Source organism: Sulfitobacter sp. CW3 (genome assembly GCF_019392245.1).
Classification (GTDB): Bacteria; Pseudomonadota; Alphaproteobacteria; order Rhodobacterales; family Rhodobacteraceae; genus Sulfitobacter.
The window spans coordinates 422336-448757 of the sequence record NZ_JAHXRL010000001.1; the positions used below are offsets into that span (position 1 = coordinate 422336).

At 58.7% G+C, this 26422-nt stretch carries 25 protein-coding genes; 17 read left to right on the top strand and 8 right to left on the bottom strand.

Annotation, left to right across the window (positions count from 1 at the left end; all coding sequences use genetic code 11):
• The 4 genes from KZZ06_RS01820 to KZZ06_RS01835 are packed head-to-tail and all read left to right on the top strand — an operon-like array spanning position 1 to position 4805.
• Positions 1-1542: an ABC transporter ATP-binding protein gene (locus tag KZZ06_RS01820; RefSeq protein ID WP_219578312.1), complete on the top strand. Its 1542-nt coding sequence runs from the start codon at positions 1-3 to the stop codon at positions 1540-1542.
• The gene (locus KZZ06_RS01825; protein WP_219578313.1) at positions 1532-2581 is read left to right on the top strand and encodes an ABC transporter permease; all 1050 of its coding nucleotides are present in this window, start codon (positions 1532-1534) and stop codon (positions 2579-2581) included. The genes KZZ06_RS01820 and KZZ06_RS01825 overlap by 11 nt, the downstream gene beginning before the upstream one ends.
• On the top strand, positions 2581-3525 hold the full coding sequence (locus KZZ06_RS01830; RefSeq protein ID WP_219578314.1) for an ABC transporter permease: 945 nt from the start codon (positions 2581-2583) through the stop codon (positions 3523-3525). The genes KZZ06_RS01825 and KZZ06_RS01830 overlap by 1 nt, the downstream gene beginning before the upstream one ends.
• On the top strand, positions 3525-4805 hold the full coding sequence (locus KZZ06_RS01835; protein WP_219578315.1) for an amidohydrolase family protein: 1281 nt from the start codon (positions 3525-3527) through the stop codon (positions 4803-4805). Before KZZ06_RS01830 ends, KZZ06_RS01835 begins: the two co-directional genes overlap by 1 nt.
• Positions 4806-4824: 19 nt before the next feature.
• Here KZZ06_RS01835 and KZZ06_RS01840 read toward each other — a convergent pair whose 3' ends face one another.
• The 3 genes from KZZ06_RS01840 to KZZ06_RS01850 form a co-directional block, all read right to left on the bottom strand.
• A complete protein-coding gene (locus KZZ06_RS01840) occupies positions 4825-5526 on the bottom strand; it encodes an endonuclease/exonuclease/phosphatase family protein (protein WP_308339991.1) in 702 nt (233 codons plus the stop codon).
• Entirely contained in the window at positions 5523-6884 is a 1362-nt protein-coding gene (locus tag KZZ06_RS01845; RefSeq protein WP_219578316.1) for a phospholipase D-like domain-containing protein, read from the bottom strand. Before KZZ06_RS01845 ends, KZZ06_RS01840 begins: the two co-directional genes overlap by 4 nt.
• Positions 6885-6984: 100 nt before the next feature.
• Positions 6985-8523, bottom strand: a complete 1539-nt coding sequence (locus KZZ06_RS01850; RefSeq protein WP_219578317.1) for a trimethylamine methyltransferase family protein — start codon at positions 8521-8523, stop codon at positions 6985-6987.
• Between the two features lie 396 nt (positions 8524-8919).
• Between KZZ06_RS01850 and KZZ06_RS01855 the strand changes: the two genes are divergently transcribed.
• Positions 8920-9516, top strand: a complete 597-nt coding sequence (locus KZZ06_RS01855) for an outer membrane protein (protein ID WP_219578318.1) — start codon at positions 8920-8922, stop codon at positions 9514-9516.
• Between the two features lie 139 nt (positions 9517-9655).
• On the opposite strand, the gene KZZ06_RS01860 is transcribed toward KZZ06_RS01855, so the two are convergent.
• Positions 9656-10828, bottom strand: coding sequence for a pyridoxal phosphate-dependent aminotransferase (locus tag KZZ06_RS01860; protein ID WP_219578319.1), 1173 nt, complete (start codon positions 10826-10828; stop codon positions 9656-9658).
• 228 nt (positions 10829-11056) lie between these two features.
• On the opposite strand from KZZ06_RS01860, the gene cysS reads away from it, so the two are divergent.
• From cysS to KZZ06_RS01880, 4 genes are all read left to right on the top strand, one after another.
• Positions 11057-12514: a cysteine--tRNA ligase gene (gene cysS / locus KZZ06_RS01865; protein ID WP_219578320.1), complete on the top strand. Its 1458-nt coding sequence runs from the start codon at positions 11057-11059 to the stop codon at positions 12512-12514.
• Between the two features lie 106 nt (positions 12515-12620).
• Entirely contained in the window at positions 12621-14237 is a 1617-nt protein-coding gene (cimA, locus tag KZZ06_RS01870; RefSeq protein ID WP_219578321.1) for a citramalate synthase, read from the top strand.
• A gap of 12 nt (positions 14238-14249) precedes the next feature.
• A complete protein-coding gene (locus KZZ06_RS01875) occupies positions 14250-15233 on the top strand; it encodes an alpha/beta hydrolase (RefSeq protein ID WP_219578322.1) in 984 nt (327 codons plus the stop codon).
• Positions 15223-15990 carry a squalene/phytoene synthase family protein gene (locus tag KZZ06_RS01880; RefSeq protein ID WP_219578323.1) on the top strand — a complete coding sequence of 256 codons (768 nt, stop codon included), beginning with the start codon at positions 15223-15225 and terminating at the stop codon, positions 15988-15990. Before KZZ06_RS01875 ends, KZZ06_RS01880 begins: the two co-directional genes overlap by 11 nt.
• A gap of 2 nt (positions 15991-15992) precedes the next feature.
• On the opposite strand, the gene KZZ06_RS01885 is transcribed toward KZZ06_RS01880, so the two are convergent.
• Positions 15993-17216: an MFS transporter gene (locus tag KZZ06_RS01885; protein WP_219578324.1), complete on the bottom strand. Its 1224-nt coding sequence runs from the start codon at positions 17214-17216 to the stop codon at positions 15993-15995.
• 75 nt (positions 17217-17291) lie between these two features.
• Here KZZ06_RS01885 and KZZ06_RS01890 point away from each other — a divergent pair, with 75 nt between their 5' ends.
• Genes KZZ06_RS01890 through KZZ06_RS01900 form a run of 3 tightly spaced genes read left to right on the top strand, consistent with a single transcriptional unit; the run spans position 17292 to position 19320 of the window.
• Positions 17292-18029: a precorrin-6A/cobalt-precorrin-6A reductase gene (locus tag KZZ06_RS01890; protein ID WP_219578325.1), complete on the top strand. Its 738-nt coding sequence runs from the start codon at positions 17292-17294 to the stop codon at positions 18027-18029.
• Entirely contained in the window at positions 18026-18658 is a 633-nt protein-coding gene (locus KZZ06_RS01895) for a DNA-3-methyladenine glycosylase (RefSeq protein ID WP_219578638.1), read from the top strand. Before KZZ06_RS01890 ends, KZZ06_RS01895 begins: the two co-directional genes overlap by 4 nt.
• Positions 18655-19320, top strand: a complete 666-nt coding sequence (locus KZZ06_RS01900) for an alpha/beta hydrolase (protein WP_219578326.1) — start codon at positions 18655-18657, stop codon at positions 19318-19320. The genes KZZ06_RS01895 and KZZ06_RS01900 overlap by 4 nt, the downstream gene beginning before the upstream one ends.
• Here KZZ06_RS01900 and KZZ06_RS01905 read toward each other — a convergent pair.
• The gene (locus KZZ06_RS01905) at positions 19317-19529 is read right to left on the bottom strand and encodes a DUF6434 domain-containing protein (RefSeq protein WP_219578327.1); all 213 of its coding nucleotides are present in this window, start codon (positions 19527-19529) and stop codon (positions 19317-19319) included. The two genes, KZZ06_RS01900 and KZZ06_RS01905, sit on opposite strands and share 4 nt — an antisense overlap.
• 210 nt (positions 19530-19739) lie before the next feature.
• Here KZZ06_RS01905 and KZZ06_RS01910 point away from each other — a divergent pair, with 210 nt between their 5' ends.
• Complete coding sequence (locus KZZ06_RS01910) at positions 19740-20324, top strand: HNH endonuclease (protein WP_219578328.1); 585 nt, start codon at positions 19740-19742, stop codon at positions 20322-20324.
• Positions 20325-20400: 76 nt separating this feature from the next.
• Here the strand turns inward: KZZ06_RS01910 and xth are convergent, their stop codons facing one another.
• Positions 20401-21210 carry an exodeoxyribonuclease III gene (gene xth / locus KZZ06_RS01915; protein ID WP_219578329.1) on the bottom strand — a complete coding sequence of 270 codons (810 nt, stop codon included), beginning with the start codon at positions 21208-21210 and terminating at the stop codon, positions 20401-20403.
• 365 nt (positions 21211-21575) lie between these two features.
• Between xth and KZZ06_RS01920 the strand changes: the two genes are divergently transcribed.
• Together KZZ06_RS01920 and KZZ06_RS01925 are read left to right on the top strand one after the other, a co-directional pair.
• Positions 21576-21863, top strand: a complete 288-nt coding sequence (locus KZZ06_RS01920; RefSeq protein WP_219578330.1) for a DUF6749 family protein — start codon at positions 21576-21578, stop codon at positions 21861-21863.
• A 61-nt stretch (positions 21864-21924) separates the two neighbouring features.
• Positions 21925-22998, top strand: a complete 1074-nt coding sequence (locus tag KZZ06_RS01925) for a hypothetical protein (protein WP_219578331.1) — start codon at positions 21925-21927, stop codon at positions 22996-22998.
• Between the two features lie 52 nt (positions 22999-23050).
• Here the strand turns inward: KZZ06_RS01925 and KZZ06_RS01930 are convergent, their stop codons facing one another.
• Positions 23051-23374: an iron-sulfur cluster assembly accessory protein gene (locus tag KZZ06_RS01930; protein WP_219578332.1), complete on the bottom strand. Its 324-nt coding sequence runs from the start codon at positions 23372-23374 to the stop codon at positions 23051-23053.
• An 84-nt stretch (positions 23375-23458) separates the two neighbouring features.
• On the opposite strand from KZZ06_RS01930, the gene KZZ06_RS01935 reads away from it, so the two are divergent.
• Both KZZ06_RS01935 and argS read left to right on the top strand, forming a co-directional pair.
• The gene (locus tag KZZ06_RS01935; protein WP_219578333.1) at positions 23459-24598 is read left to right on the top strand and encodes a deoxyguanosinetriphosphate triphosphohydrolase; all 1140 of its coding nucleotides are present in this window, start codon (positions 23459-23461) and stop codon (positions 24596-24598) included.
• Positions 24599-24661: 63 nt separating this feature from the next.
• A complete protein-coding gene (gene argS / locus KZZ06_RS01940; protein WP_219578334.1) occupies positions 24662-26404 on the top strand; it encodes an arginine--tRNA ligase in 1743 nt (580 codons plus the stop codon).
• The last annotated feature ends 18 nt before the right edge of the window (positions 26405-26422 follow it).

Here is a 26422-nt window from a genome sequence, read left to right on the forward strand (position 1 = left end):
ATGACCGGCAAGGCAGAGATCGTTCTGCGCCTTGACGCCATCACCAAACGCTTTGGCAAACTGGTCGCGAATGACGCGATCAGTTTGTCTTTGCATCGGGGGGAGGTCGTGGCGCTGCTGGGTGAAAATGGCGCGGGTAAAACGACGCTGATGAACATCCTATTTGGCGGCTACACGGCCGACAGCGGGTCTGTTCAGGTGTTTGGTCAAACCCTGCCACCGGGCAATTCACGCGCCGCATTGGACGCCGGCGTGGGCATGGTGCATCAGCATTTTACCTTGGCGGACAATCTGACGGTGCTTGAAAACATCGCACTTGGCGTGCAGCCGTTGAAAGACATGCGCCTGAGAAAGCAAGAAACATGCAATAAAATCAAAAGACTGTCTGATGAGTTTAACCTAATAGTTGACCCATCGGCACGGGTTGGCAGCCTGACAGTTGGCGAACGCCAAAGGGTTGAAATCCTCAAGGCGCTGTACCGGGATGTGAAAATCCTGATCTTGGATGAACCTACTGCGGTTTTAACCCCGCAAGAGGCAGATGATTTGTTTGCGACCCTCCGGTTGGGCATTCAAAACGGGCTTTCTATCATCTTTATTTCCCATAAATTACATGAGGTTATGGCGATCTCTGACCGTGTCGCGGTGCTGCGCCATGGCAAATTGGTCGCCGAGACCCGGACCGCTGATACGGATAAAAACGCGCTGTCGGCTTTGATGATGGGCGCGGCTGCTAAGGCCCCTGATATTACCGCAACAACGCCGGGTAAGGCATTGCTTTCTCTTAAAGATATTAGTACGCCAGATATCGCCAACAACCCCGGGCTAAAGTCGGTTTCGCTTGAGCTTAAGGCAGGACAGATTGTCGGATTGGCTGGGGTATCAGGCAACGGCCAAGCGGCATTGGCCGATGTGGTTGGCGGGATGCGGATGCCATCCCAAGGGGCGTTGGTGCTGAATGGCAAGACGCTGACGCAATGGTCGCCGCGCGCTGCTGTTCAAAATGGCATCGCGCGCATTCCCGAAGACCGTCACAAGACCGGCACCATCGCTGACTTTGACCTGATCGAGAACGCTATTCTTGAGGGGTATTCAACCGCGCTGTTCAGCAAAGGCGGATGGATATCTTGGATTAAAGCCAAGGCGTTTGCCACTGATATTATTCAGAAATACGATGTGCGATGCCCCAGTCCCGACACCCGTATCAGGTTGCTGTCTGGCGGGAATATGCAAAAGCTGATCCTTGGCCGTGTGCTTGAGGCCGACCCGCAGATCGTGCTGGCCAATCAACCCGTCCGCGGCCTTGATATCGGCGCGGTGAACTATGTGCACAGTCAGTTGTTGGCCGCACGAGACCGAGGTGCAGCGGTGTTGCTGATCTCGGAAGACTTGGATGAAATCATGGGTTTATCGGATGTTATTCATGTTATCGCGGGGGGGCGTCTGTCGCCTGGCTTTGCGCGCGGGACGATGACACCGGCAGAGCTGGGCATTTGGATGGCAGGCCAAGGGTTTGACGCGCAGGTGGCCCATGCGTCTTGAGCCCATCGCGAACCCGTCTTTGGCACGCAGCATTGCGCCGCCGGCAATAGCGATCATCGCAACGGTGGTGATTGCGTCGTTGTTGGCGATGGTCGCCGGGGCAAACCCGTTTTCCGTGCTCGGGTTGATATTGAAAGGTGCGTTCGGATCGCAATTCGCGTTGCTCGAAACCTTGAACCGCGCCACGCCGCTGATCTTTACCGGCTTGGCCATCGCGGTCGCGTTCAAGGCCAAGTTCTGGAACATCGGGGCCGAGGCGCAGCTTTATGCGGGCGCTTTGATGACGGTGGTTTTGGGCACCGGCGCGTTGCCATGGTCCAGCTTTGCCTTGATCCCTGCGCTGGCGATCGGTGCGGTGCTGGCCGGTGCGATTGTGCTGCTGGTGCCGGCGATGCTTAAAACCCGTTTCGGCGTGGACGAGGTTGTGACGACGTTGTTGTTCAACTTTATCTTTCTGTTGTTCATTTCGATGCTGCTGGAAGGGCCGCTGAAAGACCCGATGGGCATGGGCTGGCCCAAATCCGCACGCCTGATCAGCGAGGCGCGTCTGCCACGAATTTTCGAGGGCTTGCGGCTGCATTGGGGGTTCGCGCTGGCGATACTTTGCGCCTGTGCGGTGTGGGTGATCCAGACGCGCAGCACCTTGGGGTACGAGATGCGCGCCGTGGGTCTGAACCGTGACGCGGCTGCTTTCGCGGGCATTCCGGTCAACACGGTGTTGGTGAAAACGGCGCTGCTGTCGGGTGGATTGGCCGCCCTGGCAGGGTTTTCCGAGGTGGCGGGCCTCAAGGGGAGCCTGACGCTCGATCTGTCGCCGGGGTTCGGGTACACGGGCATCATCGTGGCGATGCTGGCGCTGCTGAACCCGCTGGGTGTCATCGTGTCGGCGCTGTTTGTCGCTGGTATTTTCGTCGGCGCTGACAGCATGAGCCGCGCGGCCGGTGTGCCCACCTATCTGGCGGATATGATGCTGGCCACGGCGCTGTTGCTGATGGTGCTTGCGATCATGCTGACACGGTTTCGGGTGGTGCGCGACTGATGGAAATTCTGGATATCCTGATCTCGGCCAGTTTTTGGGCCGCCGCCATCCGCATCGCGACGCCGCTGATCCTTGCCACCATGGGCGAATTGATCTGCGAACGTGCGGGCGTGCTGAACCTTGGCATCGAAGGGATCATGGTCGCTGGGGCCTTTGCGGGGTGGATGGCGGTGTATTCTGGCACGGGCCTATGGGTTGGCGTGGCCGTGGCGATGGTGGTCGGCATGGGCTTTGGCCTGTTGCACAGCGTGCTGACCGTGCCGTTCGGGTTGTCGCAGCATGTGGTGGGGCTGGGGGTGACGTTGCTGGCCACGTCATCGACCTATTACGCCTACCGCTTGGCGCTGCCGCAGGTGACCAGCCCGCCCAAGATCGCGGCGTTCCAGCCCTATGAAATTCCGATCCTGTCGGACATCCCGCTGCTGGGGCAGGCGTTGTTTTCGCAAACGCCCTTTACCTATCTGGCCTTTGCTTTGGTCGCGGCGACCAGCGTCATGTTGTATCGCACGCCGCTTGGGTTGGCCGTGCGCGCAGCGGGGGAAAGCCCGGCGGCGGTTGCTGCACAGGGGTTGTCGGTGACGGCAATCCGCATGGGTGCTGTGATCGTGGGCAGCGGGTTCATGGCCATGGGCGGTGCGTTTTTGACAATGTCCGCATTCGACAGCTTTTTCTTCGAGATGGTGAACGGGCGCGGCTGGATTTGTATCGCTTTGGTGGTGTTCGGATCGTGGATGCCGGGCAAGGCATTGCTGGGCGCGGTGTTGTTCGCCGCCTTTGACGCATTGCAAATCCGGGTGCAGCAAACCAGCTTTGGCGCGGATATCCCCTATCAAATCTTCCTGATGGCGCCTTATATCTTGTCCATCGTCGCCTTGGTGCTGGTGTCACGCCGTGCGCAGGTGCCCGCCGCCCTGATGGTACCGTTCAACAAAGGAGAACGCTGATGTTTGATCTGATCGTAAAGGGTGGCACGCTGCCCGATGGACGTGTGACCGATATTGGCATTGCGGGCGGCACAATCACCGCGATGGATCAGCTTGGCGATGCAAAAGCGGGCGAGGTCATCGACGCCAGCGGTGATCTGGTCAGCCCGCCGTTTGTCGATCCGCATTTCCACATGGATGCGACCCTAAGCTATGGCATCCCGCGCATCAACGCCTCGGGCACCCTGCTTGAGGGTATCGGGCTGTGGGGTGAGCTAAAGCAGGTGATGACCCAAGACGAGGTCGTCGCCCGTGCGCTGAGCTATTGCGATTGGGCCGCGTCCATGGGGCTGCTGGCGATCCGTAGCCACGTGGATACCTGCGATGACAGGTTGCTGGGGGTCGGGGCGCTGTTGCAGGTGCGCGAGCAGGTCAAGGATTACATCGACCTGCAGCTGGTCGCCTTTCCGCAAGATGGGTTTTATCGCGATCCAACGGCCCGCGAAAATACGATCCGCGCGCTCGAGATGGGCGTGGATGTGGTGGGCGGCATCCCGCATTTTGAACGCACCAGGGCCGACGGGGCCGCATCGGTGCGCGAACTATGCGAGATCGCCGAGGCACGCGGCCTGATGGTCGACATGCATTGCGACGAGACCGATGATCCGATGTCGCGCCATATTGAAACACTTGCCTATGAGACCACTCGTCTGGGTCTTGAGGGGCGCGTGACCGGGTCGCATCTGACCTCGATGCATTCGATGGATAACTACTATGTGTCCAAGCTGCTGCCCTTGATTGCAGAGGCGCAGATCAACGCGATACCGAACCCGCTGATCAACATCGTGCTGCAGGGGCGGCATGATACTTATCCCAAACGCCGTGGCCTGACGCGGGTCAAGGAAATGCTGGCCATGGGGATCAATGTCGGTTGGGGGCAGGATTGCGTGCTGGACCCGTGGTATTCACTGGGGACGGGCGACATGCTGGATGTGGCATTCATGGGCTTGCACGTGGCGCAAATGACCAGCCCGGACGAGATGCGCAAATGTTTCGACATGGTGACCACGGCCAATGCACGTACGATGGGCTTGCAGGATTACGGATTGCATGTGGGGGCCAAGGCATCGCTGGTGGTGCTGGATGCCGGCGACCCGATCGAGGCCTTGCGCCTGCGTGCCAACCGTCTGTGCGTGATCGCCAAGGGCAAGGTGATCGCACGGGGGCCACGGTCGGATGCATCGCTAAGCATTCCAGGGCGCCCGAACTCGGTGGTGCGGCGGCACAAGACGCTGGGGTGATTGCGCAAGCGTGATCGCCCTACTTTGAACGTGTGAAATCCAGCCAGATCGGCAGGTGGTCCGACCCGCGCTGTGCATCCTGTGTCTCAACCACGCCGCCGCCGACGACGGTCAGATCATCATCGATTGCGATGCGGTCTAGCGCGGCAACGGGCATGCGCGCATGAAAGCTTTTGCCCGGGGCGTGGATGGTAAAGTGATGCGCTAAACGGCCAAGGCCGACGGTTTGCGACCATTCGTTCATATCGCCCGCGATCAACGTCGGGCGTCGGTCGCGCAGATCCAGATGGGTGATCAACGCGGTCAGTTGCGCGCGGCGTGCCCACCGCATCAATCCCAGATGGGTGGCAATCACGCGCAGTTCGACCCCGCCGATATCGGCATCAACCACCATGGCACCACGCGGTTCGGCACCGGGCAGATTGATGTGGTGCACATCTTGTATGTCGGCACGCGGCGTTAGCAAAATCGCATTGCCATGCCAGCCGATGCTGACGGGGCTGGGGACGGGCACGGCGACCAGACCTGTTTCAGCTGTCAGTATATCCAGCGGCAGGGCCGAGGGGCGCTTTCCTAGGCGCATGTCGGCCTCTTGCAGCACGACAATCTCTGCGTCCAGATCACGGATAATGCGCATGATCCGTTCGGGATCGCGCTGGCGGTCCGTGCCTTTGGCTTTTCGCATGTTATAGCTGGCGATACGTAGCGTTGGTAGGATCACAGGATAGGCGCTCCGATGCGAAAGACCCCTTCGGCCAGACGGCGCGGAAGGTGGGGGTGGGGGCTGTTGTTGTGGCAGTCTTTTTGACGGGTCAGAAACCAGTCAGCAAGTTGGGTGACAGACCCGGCGTCATACAAAAATATCATAGCCTCAAAGTTCAAAAGCATACTGCGCACGTCAAAATTGGCCGAACCGACGACGGCCACATCATCAATTACCGCCGCTTTGGCGTGGATCATGCGGGGCGTGAAATAGTATATCTTTGCGCCTGCCGCCTCGGCGTCGCGCAGAAATCCGCCACGGGCAAAATCCGCGACATGCTGGTTGGATTTATGCGGCACGATGATCCGCACATCAACACCGCGCAGCGCGGCGATACGGATCGCATTGGCCAGCGGTTCGGTGGGCACGAAATAGGGGGTCGCAATCCAGATACGGGTATGGGCCAGATGCAGCGCACGGATCAGCCCGTCGTGCAGCGGGTCTTCGACGATATCGGGGCCAGAGGGGATAAATTGCAGCGTTGCATTGCCTGCGGTGTCCGGCGCGTGGGTGACGGCCTTGATGTCCTGACCGCTCGCGACCTCCCAATCCGAGCGGTAGACGTCGCAAAAGGCCTGAACGCTCATGCCTTCGATCGTGACCGCCAGATCATCCCAGTGATCATCAGCAGGCGCGTCGGTCATGTAGTGGCATCCGATATTCATACCGCCCGAAAACACGCGCGCATTGTCGGCGATGATGATTTTGCGGTGGTTGCGCAGGTTCAGGTGGCCAGAGCCAGGCAATTGCAGAAACGGAGAGAAAAACAGCACGTCGCCGCCAGCCCGTTTAAGCGCATCAAGGGCTTTGTGCGGGCCGCGCATGGTGCCGAACCGGTCCATCAACAGGCGCACTTTGACGCCAGCCTGGGCCTTGGTCGTCAAAGCGTCGACAAAGCGTTTCCCGGTGTCGTCATCGGCGACGATGTAGAACAGGCACTCAATGCTGTGTTCGGCGCTGTCGATCATTTGCATAACCGCCTCGAATGCCGCCTGCGGGGTGTCCAGCAGTTTGAAGTGCTGTGCCTCTAGGGCCGGGGGCATTTCGAAGTTCTGAAAGGTGTGATCAAGGTCATGCACCGGGGTCTGGTGGTGCTCACGGCGGGTGAACCGGATCGGCGCATAGCGTTTGCCCTGTTTGCGAAACCCCAATGCGGCAAAGACCGGCGCAGCCACATAGGGGAGCAAGACAAGAAAAAGGATCCACGCTGCGGTGGATTGCGGGCTGCGCCGTTGTTGCAGCAGGATAAAGGCAACCATCAGCGTCAACAGGGTGATGCCGACCACTTCGATATGGGTAATGAGGTAGTCGATCATTGATGTCTCCGCCTATGGTCCGGGCTTGGGGGCCGCGATGCAGCCCCCGCTTATCCAGACTTAGCAGAGCATCTTATGAAGTCACGGAGAGAGTTGTATCTTAGGCGGGGAGGTGGATGTTGAACCTCTCGCGGATCAGCTGGTCTGTCTGAGGGTCAAACCGCGCGGCGGCACGTTGTGCCAGGATTTCCTCTTTGCGGGCGGTGGCGCGCGCCAGCAGGTCGGGCTTGCCCAGTTCCGCCCATTCCTTGGGCGAGGTCCGGTCGGCCAGCGCTGGGTAGATATATTCGGTCTGCATCAGGCTAAGGGTCTGGTCAGAGCCCAGATAATGCCCCGGCCCGCCAATGCAGGTGGCGCGAATGACCTCAAGGCTGACGCTGTCTTCGGTCACTTCGATACCGCGCACGCAACGCAGGGCCTGACCGATCAGATCATCCCCCAAAATCAGCGATTCCAGGCAGAACCCCAGCAGGGACGCATGCATGCCTGCGGCCTCGTAGACCATATTCAGACCGGACATGCCTGCCATCACATTCGACATCGCCTGTTCCCAACCCGCTTGCATGTCAGGCAGCTTGGCATCGGCAATGCCTGCCGCAGCCCCGCCGGGCAGGTCGTAATAGCGGTGCATCTGTGCGCATCCGGCGGTCAGCAGCGCCTGTTCGCCGGACCCGCCCGACATGGCACCGGTGCGCAGATCGCTGACAAAGGGCCATGTGCCAAAGATCGCGGGATGCCCCGGCTTGATCGCGTTGACATAGACAAGACCCGCCAGGCATTCTGCAACCGCCTGTACGATCGCACCGGCAATGGGGGCAGGGGCGGTGGCACCGGCCTGACCGGCCGACAGCAGCAGGATCGGCATACCGCCTTCGATCAACGCCTCCATCACCAGACAGCTTTCGGTGGCGAATTTCATCGGGGGGACGACAAAGCAGTTTGAGTTAGACACAAACGGCCGTTCGCGCCACTTGTCTTCACCGCCCGCAATCATGTGCAGCAGTTCCAGACCGTGCGGTACAAAGGACGGTTCGGTAAAGGAAACGCCCACATGTTTGGTCGTGCCCGCACAGCAGGCATAGATCGAGTTCAAATCCATCTCGAGGTTGTCGGGGATATCGCGGCACACCATAGGGCGCTGTACGAAATGCAGGTTGTCCAACTGGTCAGCGATGCGCGCAGCATCATGCAAGTCTTGCACGCCGCATTCACGGTAGGTGCGCCCGTCTACGTCAACCAGATGCACGGCCGCGCCGGCAGTGCCGTAATGGACCCGAGTGCCGGACAGTTCCAGATCGTGTTTGGGGTCGCGCCCATGCAAGGTGACGGACCGGTTTGCACGGGCAATCGTATCTTCGATCAATGCACGCGGAAAGCGGAGCCTGCCATCATCGCCCAAGATCGCACCAGCCGCCGTCATATAGGCAATGCCAGAAGGCGGCGCATCAGCAAGGCCGATCTGTTCCAATGCATCCAAGGCGGCGCGGTGGATGCGGTCCATCGCGGCGGGGGACAGCGGATTAAAGGTGCCGCCGGACATGCCCGGGCGGACAGGGCGCAGATGATCGGCAAGGGGGGCGGCACGGGCAGCACGTCGTGCAGCGCGACCACCAGAGCGGAGAGGTGTTTGTACGGTCATTTGGGGTTCCAGCAATTGAAGAATAAGGGGGGGAGCGTCTCTAGACCCCTGCTGGCGCGCCCCGTGCGGCGCGGCCCCGTTCAGCCCCGATTGTGCGGATGATACAGATGATGATGCAATGCTCTGTTTTCATGCAGCTCCCCTCCGAATGGTTCCAATGCTGCGCAGATAAATTTTGACCATCTGTCTTGTTTGCGACGCCTTTCCTGTTTGCGACCCAATGTTTGTTGGGTGAGGGCGGCAATTCACCGCCGATGGAGTGGCGCAAATCAGCAACAAAACTCCGATCACCAAGCCGTTACTGGGATCAGGTGAACCTAAATCCTACATCCAACGTTGTGTAACCGAGGCGGGATGACCTGCTGAGTAATTACGAGAGATCAAGGAGTTATGATCATGAAACGTTCAATGAAATATACAATGCTTGCCACTGCCGCCACTTTTGCGATGGGCGGTTCCGTCCTTGCCGGTAGCCTGGAAGAGCCGATCGTTGAGCCCGTGATGACTGCGCCTGTTGTGGTGCCTGATATGGGCGGCAACTGGACAGGTTTCTATACCGGTTTGCAGCTGGGTTACGGTGACGCAGACGGTCCGGGCGCACTGGACGGTGACAATGGATCCTACGGTTTCCACGCCGGGTATGACTATGACTTTGGTAAGTTCGTCCTGGGTGGTGAGCTTGATTACGACAAAACAGATATCGATCTGAACGGTGGTGCCGCAACGATTGATTCCGTTGCACGTGCGAAAATCAAGGGCGGTTACGACCTTGGCAACACATTGATCTATGCGACCGGTGGCTATGCTTTGGCTGACACATCCGGTGGTGACGAAGACGGTGGGTTCTACGGTATCGGCATGAGCTATAAAGTGTCGGAGCAATACACAGTGGGTGCAGAATTGCTGGAGCACAAGTTCAAGGACATCGGCGGCACAGCTGGTAACGATCTGGATGCGACAACCTTTACCCTGCGCGGTTCCTACCGCTTCTAAGCGACACGTATAAATAATACTGGCGGTGTGCCGTTCGGGGGCGTCTGGAAAAAGACGCCTCCGGCGGGGATATTTAAAAGCCAGAGAAAAGGGGCCGGGGATTATACCTAGGCCCTTTTTTAGTTGTGATCTTCTGGTGTTACTGCGCGCGGCTTTCAGCGAAGGTACACAAGGTTTTGAGGGCCTGTGCAAAGGCGCTATCCTCGATCGTCATGGCGACCCTGATATGGCCAGCTGCAGCGGTGCCAAAGCTTTCGCCTGGCATCACCGCGATATGGTGCGCCTCAAGAAGCGCATAGGCAAAGTCTTCGCCCGACATTCCGGTGCTGCGGATGTCCAGCATCAGGTACATCGCGCCATCGGCAGGCACCAAGGTCACGGCGTTTTGCTGGGCAATGATGTTTTGCGCCAATACGCGGCGGCGCTGGAAGGGGGCTGCGATTTCAGTTTCGAACTCGGGCCCTTGGTTCAAGGCAAATTGTGCAGCGTCTTGGATAAAGCCGGGCACGCCATAGGTCGTATGGGTGGCAAGGTTGGTCAGATGATCGATTGCATCCACTGGCCCCACGATCCAGCCGCAGCGCGACCCTGTCATTGCGTGGCTTTTCGACATTGACCCGACAACAAGGGTGCGATCCGCCATATCAGGCAGGGCACGTGGCGAAATATGTGCGCCTTTCCAGACTTGCGTGTCGTAAACTTCGTCAGAGATCAGCCACAGGTCGTGATCCTGACAGGTGCGCGCGATGCCATCCAGCGTTGAGCGAGTGTAAACCACGCCGGTGGGGTTGTTGGGCGAATTGACCAGCAGCGATTTTGCCCCCGGTGCAGCGGCTGCAATCACATCGGCGCGGGGCTGAAAGGCGTCATCGGCATGGGCGGGCACCGCTTTGGGCACAGCGCTGACGCCGCGGATCGTGCCGGGGTAGGTGGCATAATAGGGATCGATAAACAGCGCCGTGTCACCGGGGTTGGTGACGGCAGCATGGGCGGCGAACAGGGCGGCTTGGCCGCCGGGGGTGATCACCACGTTATCGCGGGTCGTGGGCACGCCTGTGCGGTCTTGCACGCGCTGGGCAACCGTATCGCGCAAGGTTGTGGTGCCCGGAACAGACGCATAGCCCGTGTGCCCGGCAAGGGCCGCCCGGTGCATTTCCTGCAATATGGGTGCGGCGGTGCGGATGTCATGCTCTCCGATGGTTAATTCGGTGACAGGGGTGCCATCAGCGATCATCTGGCGGGCGCGCATGAACACGCCCCAACCATCTGATCCGCCACCCAAAAGACCTGTGATGCGTGAGGAAAGCTGCATTCGTTATCTCCGATTAACCTGTTTGGGGCGCAGGGGCGCAGAGGTGGCAGCCTTTGTCAATCAAGCTTGACCCATAGGGGCCCCCGCGCTAGGCACGTGTTATGAAAATGAACACATCAATTATTTGCTGTATTTCCTGCTGAGACTTTCCAGCGGGCCTGTTCATAGCGTTTTCTTTTCAAACCAAATGTGCCATGCCCGCGCCATACTTGCGTAAGGACGCGCCATATGACGACGATCAAGCTGCACAATACGAAAACCCGCAAACGCGAGGAATTCGTTCCCATCGATCCTGAAAACGTGCGGATGTATGTCTGCGGGCCTACGGTCTATGACCGTGCGCATCTGGGCAACGCGCGGCCCGTGATCGTGTTTGACGTGCTGTACCGGTTGCTGCGCCATGTTTATGGGCCGGATCACGTGACCTATGTGCGCAATTTCACCGACGTGGATGACAAGATCAACGCACGTGCTGCCGAAAGCGGCCGCTCGATTGCCGAGATCACCGCTGAGACGACCCAGTGGTTTCTGGACGATATGGCCGCTGTTGGCGCGCTTGAGCCCAACGAGATGCCGCGCGCAACGGCGTATATTCCGCAGATGGTCAAGATGATCGAGGGGTTGATCGCCAGCGGTCATGCTTATGCTGCCGAGGGGCATGTGCTGTTCGCCGTCGAAAGCTACAAAGAATATGGCGCGCTGTCGGGGCGGTCGATTGATGACATGATCGCCGGCGCGCGGGTCGAAGTGGCCCCCTACAAGCGTAACCCGATGGATTTCGTTCTGTGGAAGCCGTCGGATGCGGACACGCCGGGCTGGGACAGCCCGTGGGGCCGTGGCCGTCCGGGCTGGCATATCGAATGCTCCGCGATGTCTTACGAGTTGCTCGGCGCGCATTTCGACATTCACGGCGGCGGCAACGATCTGATGTTCCCGCATCATGAAAACGAGATCGCCCAAAGCTGCTGTGCGCATCCGGGGTCGGGTTTTGCGAACTACTGGCTGCACAATGAGATGTTGCAGGTCGAGGGTAAGAAGATGTCCAAGTCGCTGGGCAACTTTTTTACCGTGCGCGATTTGCTGGATCAGGGTGTGCCGGGCGAGGTGATCCGGTTCGTGATGCTAAGCACGCATTACCGCAAGCCGATGGACTGGACGGAGAAGAAGCGCGAAGAGGCGGAGAAGACGCTTGATGCATTGCTCTCCCCGTTATCCATTGCCGTTGCTCATCGAGCTGTCCCTTCGAATGCTTGGGGAGATGTGCCGAAAGGTATTCGAGAAACATTGATCGAAGATCTTAATACGAGTGGCGCTTTGACCTGTCTGCGCGCTTCGGCTGAACTAGTCGGGAAGTTAGCGGAAGGGCGAGGCCCCGGGGAGAGCGACGGCGCTACTTTGCAAGTGGCCTGTGTGGAGTTTTTGACAGGTCTAGAAGTTCTGGGTTTGTATGAATTGATGTTAAAAAGGGCTGCTCGGAAGCGAGACAATAAGGACTTGCTCGACGACGTCCATCTACGTTTCGTGATCGCTCGCAATCTTGCAATGCAGACAAAAGATTTTTCAACAGTAGATCAACTCAAGGCGGGCCTTAAGCAAGCAGGGGTTGAAGTGAGGATGACTAAAGAAAGCGTTGAGTTGGTGCCTGGCCCTGAATTCAACCCAGCCATATTAGAGGCCCTCAAATGATGCGCGTATTTGCGAATGGTGGCGCAGTTTGTTGCGGCGGGAGTGAGGGGCCCGCCCCTCACGCTCCCCGGAGTTTATTTGGCAAAATGAAATCGGAGGTGAGGAAGTGACCCGCGAACGCCTTTACCTCTACGACACCACCCTCCGTGACGGGCAGCAGACCCAAGGGGTGCAATTCTCGACCGCGGAGAAGATCACCATCGCTAACGCCTTAGACAGCCTTGGTGTGGATTATATCGAAGGCGGCTGGCCGGGGGCGAACCCCACCGATAGTGCGTTTTTCGACGATGCGCCGCACACCCGCGCCAAGATGACGGCCTTCGGGATGACCAAACGGGCGGGATTTTCAGCCGAGAACGATGATGTGCTGGCTGCAGTGATGAATGCGGGCACCGACACCGTCTGTCTGGTCGGCAAGACCCATGATTTTCACGTCACAGCCGCCCTTGGCATCGATCTGGCGGAAAATACCGAAAATATTGCAAAATCAATCACCTATCTGGTCGCCCAAGGCCGCGAGGCGCTGTTTGATGCAGAGCATTTCTTTGACGGTTACCGCGCCAATCCCGACTATGCTTTGACCGCGATCAAGGCCGCCTATGACGCAGGTGCGCGCTGGATTGTGCTGTGCGACACCAATGGCGGCACCATGCCTGCCGAGGTGGGGCGGATCACCGCCGAAGTGATTGCGGCCGGTATTCCCGGTGCACATCTGGGCATTCACACGCATAATGACACCGAAAATGCAGTTGCCTGTTCGCTGGCCGCCGTGGATGCGGGCGCGCGTCAAATCCAAGGCACGTTGAACGGGCTGGGCGAACGCTGTGGCAATGCGAACCTTACCACGATCATCCCGATTTTGCTGCTGAAAGAACCCTATGCCAGCACCTATGATACCGGCATCAGTCTGGACGCGCTTGAGGGGCTGACCCAGATCAGCCGCAGCCTTGATGAAATACTGAACCGTGTGCCGATGAAACAAGCGGCATTCGTCGGGTCGTCGGCCTTTGCCCATAAGGCGGGGCTGCACGCGTCCGCGATCCTGAAAGACCCGTCAACCTACGAACATGTCCAGCCCGAGTTGGTGGGCAATGCGCGGATCATTCCGATGTCCAATCAGGCTGGGCAATCCAACCTGCGCCGCCGTCTGGAAAGCGCGGGTTTGACGGTTGCCAAGGGCGATCCGGCGCTTGGGTTGATCCTGGATCAGGTCAAGGCGCGCGAGGCGGATGGCTATAGCTATGACACTGCGCAGGCGAGCTTTGAGCTGTTGGCGCGGCAGGCCTTGGGGCAGATGCCGGACCTGTTCGAGGTCAAACGATATCGCGTGACGGTCGAGCGGCGCAAAAACAAATACGACCAGATGGTCAGCCTGTCCGAGGCCGTTGTCGTGGTGAAAGTCGACGGCGAAAAGCGTCTGTCTGTCAGCGAAAGCATGGATGCCGAGGGCTGCGATCGCGGCCCGGTGAACGCGCTTTCCAAGGCGTTGGTCAAGGATCTGGGGCAGTATTCTGCCCTGCTGGAAGACATGCATCTGGTCGATTTCAAGGTGCGCATCACCCAAGGTGGTACAGAAGCGGTGACCCGCGTCATCATCGACAGCGAAGACGGGCAGGGGCGGCGTTGGTCCACTGTCGGGGTATCGGCAAACATAGTGGACGCGTCGTTTGAGGCGCTGTTGGACGCGATCCGCTGGAAGCTTATCCGGGACATCAAGACGTAATGGGCGGCGAGCATGCTGATTAAGATCGCCCTTTCGATTGCGTTAAGCGTGATAGTCACATTGATTGTCGCCGTGGGGCTGGTTGTGACCGATCCCGCCAAACCTGTCGCCGAGGCTAAGGTGTTGGATTTCGACGAATATCTGTCGCAAGACACCGCCATGCCCGTGATCCCACCCTTGCTGAGCACCGCCATGCGCGATGGCTATGGGTTGAAATATCGCCGGTTTGACGGGCCGGCGGGGGCACCGCTGTTGGTGTTGGTGCATGGGTCCGGCTGGCACGGGCTGCAATTCGTCGAGATGGCCCAAAAACTGAGCGAAAAGGCGACAGTTCTGGCCCCTGATCTGCGCGGCCACGGCACGGCACCGGGTCGGCGCGGCGACATTGATTATATCGCCCAGCTGGGGGATGATTTGGTTGATCTGATCACCGCGCTGCATGTGCCGGGCCAAAAGATCATGATGGGCGGGCATTCGTCTGGCGGCGGGTTGGTCGCGCGGTTTGCTGGCAGCGAATATGGCACCCTGCTGGATGGCGCGGTGCTGCTGGCCCCGTTCCTCAAGTATAACGCGCCGACAACGCAGGAAAATTCGGGCGGCTGGGAAACGGTGCAGTTGCGCCGGATTATCGGCTTGTCGATCCTGAACGCTTTCCACATCACAGCGTTGAATGATAAAACGGTGATCCAGTTCGCAATGCCCCAGCAGGTGTTGGACGGCCCCTTGGGCGATACTGCGACCACTGCCTATAGCTACCGGATGAACAGGGGCTTTGCGCCGCGAGCCGATTATCTGGCAGATGTGGCCGCATTGCCGGCGTTCTTGCTGGTTGCGGGGGCCGATGACAGCGCGTTTTATGCGGATAAATACGAGGAAACGATGGCCCCCGTGAACGACAAAGGCACCTATCTGATCGTGCCAGGATACGGGCATCTGGCAATCGTTGATGCCCCTGAAACAGCTCAGGCTATATTGGATTTTCTGGATGCAATTTGATGATGATCTGACCGCCTGCGCCGCGATTGTTGAACGCGCGGACCCGCTGCGGTTTCGCGCGGCTATGGCGGCCCCCCTTGCGGCGCGGCGGGTTCTGTTCCCGTTATATGCGTTCAATATCGAAGCGGCGCGCGCGCCTTGGGTGACCCAAGAGGCGATGATCGCTGAAATGCGCCTGCAGTGGTGGCGCGATGTTTGCGACGAAATCGGGCAATCCGGCCCCGTGCGCAGGCACGAGGTTGCAACGCCCTTGGCGGCTGTCATTGCGGCGGATCAGGCGCATCATCTGGATACATTGGTGGGCGCGCGGCGATGGGACATCTACCGCGATGCGTTCGAGGATACGGCGCATTTCGACGCCTATATTGATCAGACGGCGGGCAGCTTGATGTGGGTCGCGGCATCCAGCTTGGGTGCTGCGGACGAGACTGTTGTGCGCGATGCGGGCTATGGCGCGGGCGTGGCTGCGTGGCTGCATGCGATCCCGGAACTGGTGGAACAGGGACGCGTCCCGCTATTGGATGGCACGGATGCCGGCGTATCCGAACTGGCCCGCAAGGCACTGACACGGCTGGAGAAAGCCCGTCAATCGCGTGGCAAAGTATCGGCGGCCGCGCGGCCCGCGCTGTTTAGCATCGGGGCAAGCGCGGCGGTGCTGAAAGCCGCGATTGAGACGCCGTCGCGCGTCGGGTCCGGTACATTGCCCGCGATTGACCGGTTTGCCCTGCCGTGGCGCGCCCTAAGCGGGCGTTGGTAAGGTTACGCCTGTTCAGGTTTTTGACGCAGTACAAGCCAGATCAACGCACCACCGGCCAGCACCAGAAACGGGATCATCGCGATATTCACAGCGGCCCAGCCTTCGACAGCGCTGCCGCCTGAACAGTTCATCAAACCGCCACTGGCCAGCGATGCAAAGGTCACGCCACCGAACACCAACAGATCGTTCAATCCCTGCATCCGTCCACGTTCGTGGGGTTCATGTGCGCCAGCCAGCATCGATGTGGCCCCGATAAAGCCAAAGTTCCAGCCGATGCCCAGCAAGATCAACGCGATGTAGAAATTGCCCAGTTCGACCCCTTGCAAGGCGACCATTCCTGCAACGGCCAGAATTGCAATGCCAAGGCCCAGGATTTTCTCGACCCCGAAACGTGCGATCAGATGGCCGGTAAAGAACGACGGTGCATACATCGCCAACACGTGACCCGTCACCACATGGGACGCATCGACAATGTTATAGCCACAGCCGACAACCGCCAGCGGGGTCGATGTCATGACCAAGTTCATCAGCGCATAGGACACCATCCCGCAGATCACTGCGACCGCAATGCGCGGCGTCTTCAGAAGCTCCATCCGCGTGCGACCCTTGGGCGCATCAACGGACGGCACGGGCGGTTTGGGGATTTGCAGAAACGCAAACAACAGCATGCCAACCGCGTTCAACGCAATGGCGGCCACGTATACGGGGAAAAACCGCATGACAGTCGCGTCGGGGCTGGCATCGGTTAAAAGCCCCACCAGTTGCGGCCCCAATATCGCCGACAAAAGCCCACCTGCCATCACATATGAAATCGCCTTGGGGCGGAATTCATCTGATGCGGTGTCTGTCGCGGCAAAACGGAAAAAACCCTGCGATGACATGTAGATGCCCATCAGATAGCTGCCCAGCAGGAAGATCAGAAAGCTTTGGACCGTCAGGGCATAGGCGCAGATCGCGGCCCCGGCCATGCCGCCAAACGCACCAACCACGAAACCCGCACGCCGCCCGAATTTCTGCATCACGCCGGACAACCAAGGCGCGGTTGTCATGGACCCGAACACGATCATCGAGATCGGCAAGGTCGCAAGGCAAACGTTGGGCGACAGCTGTTGCCCCGCCAATCCGCCAATCACAAAATACATCGGCATCTGGCTGCCAAGGAATGCCTGCGCGGTGACCAGAACGGCCACGTTGCGCTTGGCGCGGGTATCATCAATCATTGTCATGCCAACGGGGTAAACTCAGGTTTTGGGATCGGCAAGCCCCTTGTGTCTGCCCGCTGGCTGGGCGACGATTGCAGCATGGAACCGACCTCTCATATATTGTTGATCGCGGGCAGCGCCGAGGCGCATGATATCGCAACCCAAATCGCGCAGAATGGGCAAAGAATGCAGGCGATCCTGCGCGCGCCGGAACGCAGTTTTGGCCCCTTGGCCGTCGCCTCGCAAATCTGGGCACCTGCGTCGCTTGAGGATATGAAATTTTTTCTCACACAGCAGGGCATCACCGCGATTTGCGACGCGGGCCACGGGTTTGATTCTGACGTGTCCGATCTTGCTGCCACAGCCGCCGCCGATCTGGGGTTGGCTTACGCGCGGGTGCTGCGGCCGGTCTGGCCCGTTGATCCGCCGTTATTGCGGGCCGGATCGGTTGCTGACGCGGGCGCATTGATATTGCCGGGCGCACGGGTTTTTGCCGCAACGGGCAGGGGCACCGTCGCACAATTCGCGCCCTTTAGTGGCGCGCGTCTGTTCTTGCGCCAGAACGGCCCGAATGCCCGCAGAGGGTTGCCCGATTTTGTGGAACCGGTGTTTGGCACGCCGCCCTTTACGGTTGCACAGGAAATAGCGCTGTTCGAGCAGTTGAACATCGACACGATGATTTGCCGGAACGTGGGCGGTGCCCCGAGCCGCCCCAAGCTGGATGCCGCGCGCGAGATGGGGTTGCGTACCATCGTGATCGACCGACCAGCGCCGCCAACGGGCGCGCAAATACTGGGTTCGGCACAGGCAGCACTTGAATGGTTGGATACCCTATGAGCGTCGGTCGGGTTATCACGTGCGATGCGGATGTGGCCGAAGGGGCAGCTTGGCTGGCCGCCGCGCACCCGCGTTTTGCCGATGCGTTGCAGGCCACCGGCCCGTTGCCCCTGCGGTTGCGCGCCGATGGGTTTGACGCATTGATCGGGGCGATTATCAGCCAGCAAGTATCGGTCGCGTCGGCCAACGCAATGCGCGCCAAGATGGATGCGCAGGGCCTGACCCACGAGGCGGCGATTATCGCGGCGGGCGAAGAGGGCTTGCGTGCAGCGGGCCTGAGCCGCCAGAAGATCCGCTATAGTTTGGCGTTGGCGCAGGCGGGCATTAACTATGCTGCCCTGCGCGATGCCCCCAACGATGACGTGATCAAGACCCTGATCGCGATCCCCGGTGTCGGCACCTGGACGGCGCAAATCTATGCGATGTTTTCGCTGGGCCGCGCCGATGTCTTTGCCGAGGGCGATCTGGCCTTGCAAGAGGCCACCAAAACGCTTTTTGATCTGCCCGAGCGGCCAAAGCCGAAACAGCTGGCGCTTATGGCCGAAGATTGGTCACCGTGGAGGTCGGTTGCAGCCCGTGCGCTGTTTTCGTACTACCGCGTTGTAAAACAAAGGGAAGGGATCACATGACACGTGTCTTAAATGCAGAACGCCGCGAACCGGTATCGGGGGAAACGCGGTCTGCCGTCGTGTTCCTGCACGGCTATGGGGCCAATGGTGCTGACCTGTTGGGGTTGGCCGATCCCTTGGGCGAACATCTGCCCGACACGCTGTTTATTGCCCCCGATGCGCCCGAGGCCTGCGCCGGTGCGCCGATGGGGTTCCAGTGGTTTCCGATCCCGTGGATCGATAATTCATCCGAAGAAGAATCCGAGCGCGGCATGATGCAGGCCGTCCAGGACCTGAACGCGTTTCTCGATGCGCTGATGGTGGATGAAGACTTGTTGCCCGAACAGGTCGTTCTCTTTGGCTTTAGCCAGGGCACGATGATGGCGCTGCACGTGGCCCCGCGCCGCGAAGACGCCGTGGCGGGTATCGTCGCGTTTTCGGGGCGTTTGCTCAACCCTGACGCGCTTAAGGACGACACTGTTGTGCGCCCGCCGGTTCTGTTGATCCATGGCGATGCTGATGATGTGGTGCCACCACAATCGCTGCCCGAAGCGGCCCAAGCCTTGCAAGACGCCGGCTGGACCGATGTGTTTGCCCATATCATGAAAGGCACCGGCCACGGCATCGCGCCCGACGGGCTAAGCGTCTCGCTGGCTTTCATGCGCGACAAACTGGGGCTTTAAGCGCCCCCTTGGCGGCGTGTCCATTCATCGGCCACGTCGCCCATTGTTTTAGGCGCGCCGCTTCTGATCCAGGCCATGAACGGGCGGTCGAACTTGAACGCTTCGCCGCACTGGCTGCGCAAAAACCGCCTGACATTCTGGGTTGATTTGTACGCCGTATTCAATGGGGTCGCGCGGCTGATCTCATCCGCATGCCAGTCAAACTCCATATCCTCTCGCTCCTGTGTTGACAGAATTTTGACCTTTGCACCCGGTGTGCAATGGTTCTTCATATGCCTGTTACTTAACCATCATACCATTTCTGCGACATCTTGTGTTTATTTGCGACTTGTCAGGCGCAAAACACGAGATATAGTTTTAACCATCGGCGGGGCTGTTCCCGCCGGACCGGACGCGGAACGGCAAAGGGTTTAAGTTACATGGACGGCGATTTCAGAACAGAATTTACGCGCAGCCCTGCAGGGTTGAAACACAGACCGGCCTTGGTGCTGAATGCGGATTACAGGCCATTGTCCTACTATCCGCTGTCACTGTGGCCTTGGCAGGATGCGATCAAGGCGAAATGGCTGGACAGGGTCGATATCGTCGCCGAATACGACGACTACGTGCACAGCCCCTCGATGGAGATACGGATCCCCTCGGTTGTCGTCCTCAAAGATTATGTAAAACCTCAAAAGCGCGTGGCCTTCACGCGCTTTAATTTATTTCTGAGAGATGAATTCTGCTGCCAATACTGCGGCGCACGGGGCGATCTGACCTTTGACCACGTGGTGCCGCGCGCATCGGGTGGTATCACAAGCTGGCAAAACGTGGTGGCAGCGTGCAGCCCGTGCAATCTGCGCAAAGGCTCCAAGGCGCTGCACCAAACCGGGTTTCAGCTGCGCAAACCGCCGCGCCAACCCGACGCCGAGGCTTTGCGCAATATGGGCCGTAAGTTTCCACCGAACCACTTGCACGAAAGCTGGATGGATTTTCTCTATTGGGATGCCGAACTTCAGGCGTGATGCCTTTATTCTCTGGCTTTGAAATATCCCGGGGGTCGGGGGGCTGGCCCCCCGCCGCGTATGGCAATAGTAACGCCTAGATATCCAGATCAACCCAGACCGGCACGTGGTCCGACGGCTTTTCCCGCCCGCGTATATTCTTGTCGATCTGGCAGTCGCGCAAACAATCGGCCACGGCGGGGCTTAGCAGGAAATGGTCGATGCGAATGCCGTTATTGCGGTTCCATGCCCCCGCCTGATAATCCCAAAAGCTGTAATGCCCCGGCCCTTGGGTGCGGGCGCGAAATGCGTCTGTCAGCCCAAGCGCGATTAACCGCCGCCAGGCAGTGCGCGATTCCAGGCGAAACAAGGCATCCTCGCGCCAGGCATCGGGTTTGGCTGCGTCTTCGGCTTGGGGGATGATATTGTAATCACCGGTCATCAAGAACGGCGTCTCTTCGGCCAACAGGGCTTTGGCGCGGTCTTGCAGGCGCTGCATCCACGCCAGCTTGTAGGCGTATTTACCACCGGCGACCGGGGTGCCCGCGCTGTCCAACTCCACCGGATTTCCGTTGGGCAGGTACAATCCGCAAATGCGGATGGCATGTTTGTCGCCCATCACCGATGCCTCGATATAGCGGGCTTGTTCATCGTCGTCATCGCCGGGCAGGCCGCGGGTCACGTCTTCGAGGGGGAGCTTTGACAGGATCGCGACCCCGTTAAACGATTTTTGCCCGTGGGTTTCGACATTATATCCACGATCCTCGAACAGTTCGCGGGGAAAGTTTTCGTCGATTGATTTGATCTCTTGCAACACCACCACGTCGGGTTGCGCCTCATCCAGCCACTGGGGCAATGCGTCGATGCGGGCCTTGATGCCGTTAATGTTGAACGTCGCGATTTTCATGATTGCCCCCAAGCCAGATGATAGGTCCAGCTATCGCGTATCCAGCGCAGTGGGGCAAGTGCAACGCGCGTCAAAACCCAAGGCAGTTTGGGACGATTCGGCCCGCGGATTTTAGTAAAACACGATCTATTCAATCCTAGGTGGAGATTGAAGCATGGGGATAGTATCTGTGGATAACATGTGGATTTGTTTCATTAAACGCCGTTATCAACGTTCATTTGTAGAATTGAAAACTGTGGATAATTTCTATAAATTTCCATCACTAGGGGAATTAACGCGTGAGTAACCACTTTGCCGATTAGTTAGTAAATGACTGCTGCCACCGGTTGCAGTCATAGAAACCTTAACCTCAAAGAGGACCTAAAATGACCGCATTTGCTTATGTTGATGATACACAATCCGCTGCAGTTCCAACGGCGATGACATCCATGCATGCTGGACAGGGAACAGAGCTGTTTACCACCGGATCTAGCGCAGGACCCGTCCAAATGATGACCGGGGGCGGCACTGAATTGTTCACCACCGGATCCAGCGCCGGACCCATCCAGATGATGACTGGCGGCGGCACCGAACTGTTCACCACAAGCTGCGCCCCGGCCGGTACCGAAATGACGTCCGGCCACTTGGTCGAACTGTTTACGACCAGCTGCTGAGCCCAGGTTGAAACTTGTTCTGCGCCCTTGATGCGGCGCAGAACTTTTCCGGAGACTGTTGATGTCCAATGTTCTTTCCTTCACGCCACGCAACGCGATCAGCCCGGCTGGGTTTGATGCCATAAGCGCCATGTTCGCGGATCAGCGCCGCGCTCCAGGTGATGTGTTTTGGCTGAAAGAAAACGCCGAATGGCTGGGTATTCTGGCCAGCATGTCAGCAGATATTTCCGATCTGGCCCTTGAACCTTACGGGGCGTTTTATGACGGGGTCCGAACCCAACTTCAGTTTTTCCCCCAGTATTACCGGTTTTACCTGTCGATCTGTCTGGATCTCGAGGATCTGGGCGCGGGCGGTACTCAGGGAGAGGCGCTATGCCATTGGGTCGCCGCGCAAGGGTTGGTCGAGGCTGAACTGTCGGATTTGCAGCGGGCTGAAGCGGCGCGATTGTTGGCGCGGCGCGGCGTGCAGACAAAGTGCCACGCGGAGGCGCTTGGCGACCGATTGCAAAGCTTTATCGCGCGGTCGGAAACCTTTGTCTTGCCCAACAAAAAAGCAGCCTATGAGCTGGCCCATATCATTTTCTATCTGAGCGATTATGGCCGCCATGATCCGGCCTTGTCACCCGAGACATTGACCAGCCTTGAATATGCCGGCCTCTTGGCATTTTTGGACCAAGATATTGATTTACTGTCGGAAATTTGTGCCGCGCTGCGCTTTGCTGGCGTGGTGCCCAGCCCGATCTGGGAACGATTGGTGGTTCAAACCCACACAAGCTGTACCATGATTGGCGGGGCGGCCGGGGCGACGGATGCCTACCATGGCTATCTTGTCACGGGTTGGCTGGCGCATTTGACAGACCGCCCAGCGTTCAACCAGGCGATACCGGCGGGGCAGGTTACCATTCAGGGGTCGATGGCCGGGCAGGGGGCGTTGCGCGGATTGTCAGAAAGCTTGTTCAAGCTGGGGTCGAAACGACTGCCAGACTGGCCTCGTATGCGGCGCAGCCTTTTTCCGGATTTAAGCGGGGTCGAGCAGACCGTGATTGCGCAGGCAGAACAGTCTAGCCCGAAGTTCGACGCATTTTTTCAAGGGTTTTCGCGCGCTTGTTCGGGGGCAATGACCTCATTGGCATGAGGTCAGCCTCCGGCGGGAGTTTTTTTGGCGAAATGAAACCTCGGGGCGGGCGCTACATCGAGAAAGACGTACCACAGCCGCAGGCGCTGGTTGCGTTGGGGTTTTCAATGATGAAACGCGCGCCGATGAGTTCTTCGGAGAAGTCGATTGTCGCATTCGCCAGAAACGGCAGGGAGATGCTGTCGACCACGACTTTTTGACCGGCCCCTTCGAGGATCATGTCGTCGTCTTTGGGATCATCCAGAATGATTTCATATTGGAAGCCAGAGCATCCGCCGCCTTCGACTGCGACGCGCAGGGCTTTGCCATCTGCCGCCGCGCCGATTTCGGCAAGACGGTCAAAAGCACGGGAGGTAACTTTGGGTGGCAGGTTCATTTTCGGGCTCCGGTGTGATCGGTTTCCATCTGTCGTTGCTTACAATATAGAAAGCCACAGGACAGGCCACAAGGACCACTGATCATGCGCGCTTCTTTTGCCTCTGATCCGGCAGCGACCCGGGGACGGTTGATGCCGGAGGAGGAGAGTACATTCCGGTCTTGCTTTCAGCGGGATCGTGACCGGATTATCCATGCCAGCGCCTTTCGCAGGCTTAAGCACAAGACGCAGGTGTTTATTGAACATGAGGGTGATTATTACCGGACACGTCTGACCCATTCAATCGAGGTGGCGCAGGTGGCGCGCACCATTTCGGGCGCATTGGGCTTGAACGCCGAGCTGACCGAGGCCGTTGCCTTGGCCCATGATCTGGGCCATCCGCCCTTTGGCCACACCGGAGAAGACGCATTGCAGGCGTTGATGTTGCCCTATGGCGGGTTTGATCACAACGCGCAGGCGATCCGGATTGTGACACATCTTGAGCGGCATTACGCGGAATTCGACGGGCTGAACCTGACGTGGGAGACCTTGGAAGGCATTGCCAAGCATAATGGTCCGGTGACCGGCCCGCTGCCTTGGGCGCTTGAGGTTTACGGCCGCCAGCATGATCTGGAGTTGGGCACCTATGCCAGCGCCGAGGCGCAGGTGGCCGCGATTGCCGATGATGTGGCCTATAACCACCATGATTTGCATGACGGGCTGCGCGCCGAGCTGTTTTCGACCGACGAGCTGGCTGAGCTGCCCATTCTTGACCGCAACTTTGCCGAAGTTGACCGTTTGTACCCCGGTCTGAACTATTACCGCCGCCGTCACGAAGCGCTGCGCCGGTTCTTTGGCGTGCTGGTCGAGGACGTGATTACCGTTGCACGGACCCGTTTGGAGGAAATGCAGCCGCAGTCCGCGACTGATATTCGCATGGCGGGCCGCACGTTGATCCAGTTTTCGGACCCCGTGTTCCAGGACCTCAAGGTGATCCGGGCGTTTTTGTTTGACCGTATGTACCGCGCCCCATCGGTTGTGATCATGCGCAAACAGGTGACGGAAGTGGTTAATGATTTGTTCCCGCATTTCTGCGCGCATCCCGAAGAGTTGCCGAAACAATGGCGTAAGGATGTAGAGGATGCGCAGGATGATACGGCGCTCGCGCGGATCGTGAGCGATTATATCTCTGGGATGACCGACCGCTTTGCGCTTCAGGAGCATGAACGGCTGATCAAGGGCTAAGCGCTCTTGATGTTTGGCGGTTTTTCAGGTGATACACGGGGCTAAGCCGAAGGAATGCCCCAAATGAACCTATTTGCCGATATCCGCACCCATGTGCTGTCCACGCTTGATACGCTTGTTGCCGATGGGTTTTTGCCCGACGGCCTAAGCTTTGACGCCATTGCGGTGGAACCACCACGCGATGCGGCCCATGGCGATATGGCCACGAATGCCGCGATGGTGCTGGCGAAACCGGCAGGCATGAAACCACGTGATATCGCCGAGAAACTGGCGGAAAAACTGGCCGAAGATCCGCGGATTACATCTGCCGAGGTTGCGGGACCGGGGTTCTTGAACCTGCGTCTTGCGCCGTCTGTCTGGCAGGGCGTTGTGGGTGCTGTTCTGGCCGAGGGCACTGATTTCGGTCGCGGTGATCTGGGCAAGGGCAAGCGGGTAAACGTCGAATATGTATCCGCCAACCCCACGGGTCCGCTGCATGTGGGCCACACCCGTGGCGCGGTTTTTGGCGATGCTTTGGCGTCTTTGCTTGATTTCGCGGGCTTTGACGTCACGCGTGAATATTACATTAACGACGGCGGGGCGCAGGTCGATGTGCTGGCGCGGTCGGTCTATAATCGGTATCTTGAAGCGCATGATCTGTCTGTCGATTGGCCCGAAGGCACCTATCCCGGTGACTATCTGATCGAGGTCGGCGAGGCGTTGAAAGCCAAGGTAGGTGACGCCTATATCGGCAAGGACGAGGATGTCTGGCTGGAAGACGTGCGCAACTTTGCCACCGAGGCGATGATGGACTTGATCCGGGCCGATCTGGCGTCTTTGGGCGTCAAAATGGACGTGTTCTTTTCCGAAAAGTCGCTGTACGGCACAGGCCGGATTGAAGCCGCGATTAATGATCTGAAATCCAAGGGCCTGATCTATGAAGGCGTTCTTGAGCCGCCAAAGGGCAAGCTGCCCGAGGATTGGGAACCGCGCGAACAAACGCTGTTCAAGTCGACCGCACATGGCGACGATGTTGACCGTCCGGTGATGAAATCCGACGGTGGCTGGACGTATTTTGCCCCTGATATCGCCTATCACTATGACAAGGTGCAGCGCGGCTTTGACATGTTGATTGACGTGTTCGGTGCCGACCATGGCGGCTATGTCAAACGGATGAAGGCGGCGGTTTCCGCGTTGTCCGGTGGCACCGTGCCGCTGGATATCAAGCTGACCCAGCTGGTTAAGCTGTTCAAAGATGGCAAAGAATTCAAGATGTCCAAGCGGGCAGGGACGTTTGTTACCCTGCGCGATGTGGTCGATCAGGTTGGCCCTGATGTGACGCGTTTTGTGATGCTCACGCGCAAGAACGATGCGATGTTGGATTTCGACTTTGCCAAGGTTCTTGAGCAATCCCGCGAAAACCCCGTGTTTTACGTGCAATACGCCCATGCGCGGGTGAATTCGGTTCTGCGCAAGGCAGCCGAGGCTGGCATCGCCACGGATATGGCCACGTTGCAAGCTGCCGATTTGTCGTTGCTGGACCACGAGGCAGAACTGAAGCTGGCAGGCAAGCTGGCAGAGTGGCCGCGTCTGGTTGAAACGGCGGCGCGCAGTAACGAACCACACCGGATTGCATTCTATCTGTACGAATTGGCTGGCGATTTCCACGGGCTGTGGAACCGCGGCAATGACGTGACATCGCTGCGCTTTTTGCAGGACGATGCTGGCGTGTCTCAGGCAAAAATCGCACTGGCAAAGGCCGCAGCGATTGTAATTGCGTCAGGTCTTGGTATTCTCGGCGTAACCCCGGCAGAAGAGATGCGTTAAACGCACGCCTGCCGGACA

Coding starts and splice junctions, on each gene's coding strand:
- KZZ06_RS01820 (WP_219578312.1), top strand. CDS start 1: ATGACCGGCAAGGCAGAGATCGTTCTGCGCCTTGACGCCATCACCAAA.
- KZZ06_RS01825 (WP_219578313.1), top strand. CDS start 1,532: ATGCGTCTTGAGCCCATCGCGAACCCGTCTTTGGCACGCAGCATTGCG.
- KZZ06_RS01830 (WP_219578314.1), top strand. CDS start 2,581: ATGGAAATTCTGGATATCCTGATCTCGGCCAGTTTTTGGGCCGCCGCC.
- KZZ06_RS01835 (WP_219578315.1), top strand. CDS start 3,525: ATGTTTGATCTGATCGTAAAGGGTGGCACGCTGCCCGATGGACGTGTG.
- KZZ06_RS01845 (WP_219578316.1), bottom strand. CDS start 6,884: ATGATCGACTACCTCATTACCCATATCGAAGTGGTCGGCATCACCCTG.
- KZZ06_RS01850 (WP_219578317.1), bottom strand. CDS start 8,523: ATGACCGTACAAACACCTCTCCGCTCTGGTGGTCGCGCTGCACGACGT.
- KZZ06_RS01855 (WP_219578318.1), top strand. CDS start 8,920: ATGAAACGTTCAATGAAATATACAATGCTTGCCACTGCCGCCACTTTT.
- KZZ06_RS01860 (WP_219578319.1), bottom strand. CDS start 10,828: ATGCAGCTTTCCTCACGCATCACAGGTCTTTTGGGTGGCGGATCAGAT.
- cysS (WP_219578320.1), top strand. CDS start 11,057: ATGACGACGATCAAGCTGCACAATACGAAAACCCGCAAACGCGAGGAA.
- KZZ06_RS01875 (WP_219578322.1), top strand. CDS start 14,250: ATGCTGATTAAGATCGCCCTTTCGATTGCGTTAAGCGTGATAGTCACA.
- KZZ06_RS01880 (WP_219578323.1), top strand. CDS start 15,223: ATGCAATTTGATGATGATCTGACCGCCTGCGCCGCGATTGTTGAACGC.
- KZZ06_RS01885 (WP_219578324.1), bottom strand. CDS start 17,216: ATGACAATGATTGATGATACCCGCGCCAAGCGCAACGTGGCCGTTCTG.
- KZZ06_RS01890 (WP_219578325.1), top strand. CDS start 17,292: ATGGAACCGACCTCTCATATATTGTTGATCGCGGGCAGCGCCGAGGCG.
- KZZ06_RS01895 (WP_219578638.1), top strand. CDS start 18,026: ATGAGCGTCGGTCGGGTTATCACGTGCGATGCGGATGTGGCCGAAGGG.
- KZZ06_RS01900 (WP_219578326.1), top strand. CDS start 18,655: ATGACACGTGTCTTAAATGCAGAACGCCGCGAACCGGTATCGGGGGAA.
- KZZ06_RS01905 (WP_219578327.1), bottom strand. CDS start 19,529: ATGGAGTTTGACTGGCATGCGGATGAGATCAGCCGCGCGACCCCATTG.
- KZZ06_RS01910 (WP_219578328.1), top strand. CDS start 19,740: ATGGACGGCGATTTCAGAACAGAATTTACGCGCAGCCCTGCAGGGTTG.
- xth (WP_219578329.1), bottom strand. CDS start 21,210: ATGAAAATCGCGACGTTCAACATTAACGGCATCAAGGCCCGCATCGAC.
- KZZ06_RS01920 (WP_219578330.1), top strand. CDS start 21,576: ATGACCGCATTTGCTTATGTTGATGATACACAATCCGCTGCAGTTCCA.
- KZZ06_RS01925 (WP_219578331.1), top strand. CDS start 21,925: ATGTCCAATGTTCTTTCCTTCACGCCACGCAACGCGATCAGCCCGGCT.
- KZZ06_RS01930 (WP_219578332.1), bottom strand. CDS start 23,374: ATGAACCTGCCACCCAAAGTTACCTCCCGTGCTTTTGACCGTCTTGCC.
- KZZ06_RS01935 (WP_219578333.1), top strand. CDS start 23,459: ATGCGCGCTTCTTTTGCCTCTGATCCGGCAGCGACCCGGGGACGGTTG.
- argS (WP_219578334.1), top strand. CDS start 24,662: ATGAACCTATTTGCCGATATCCGCACCCATGTGCTGTCCACGCTTGAT.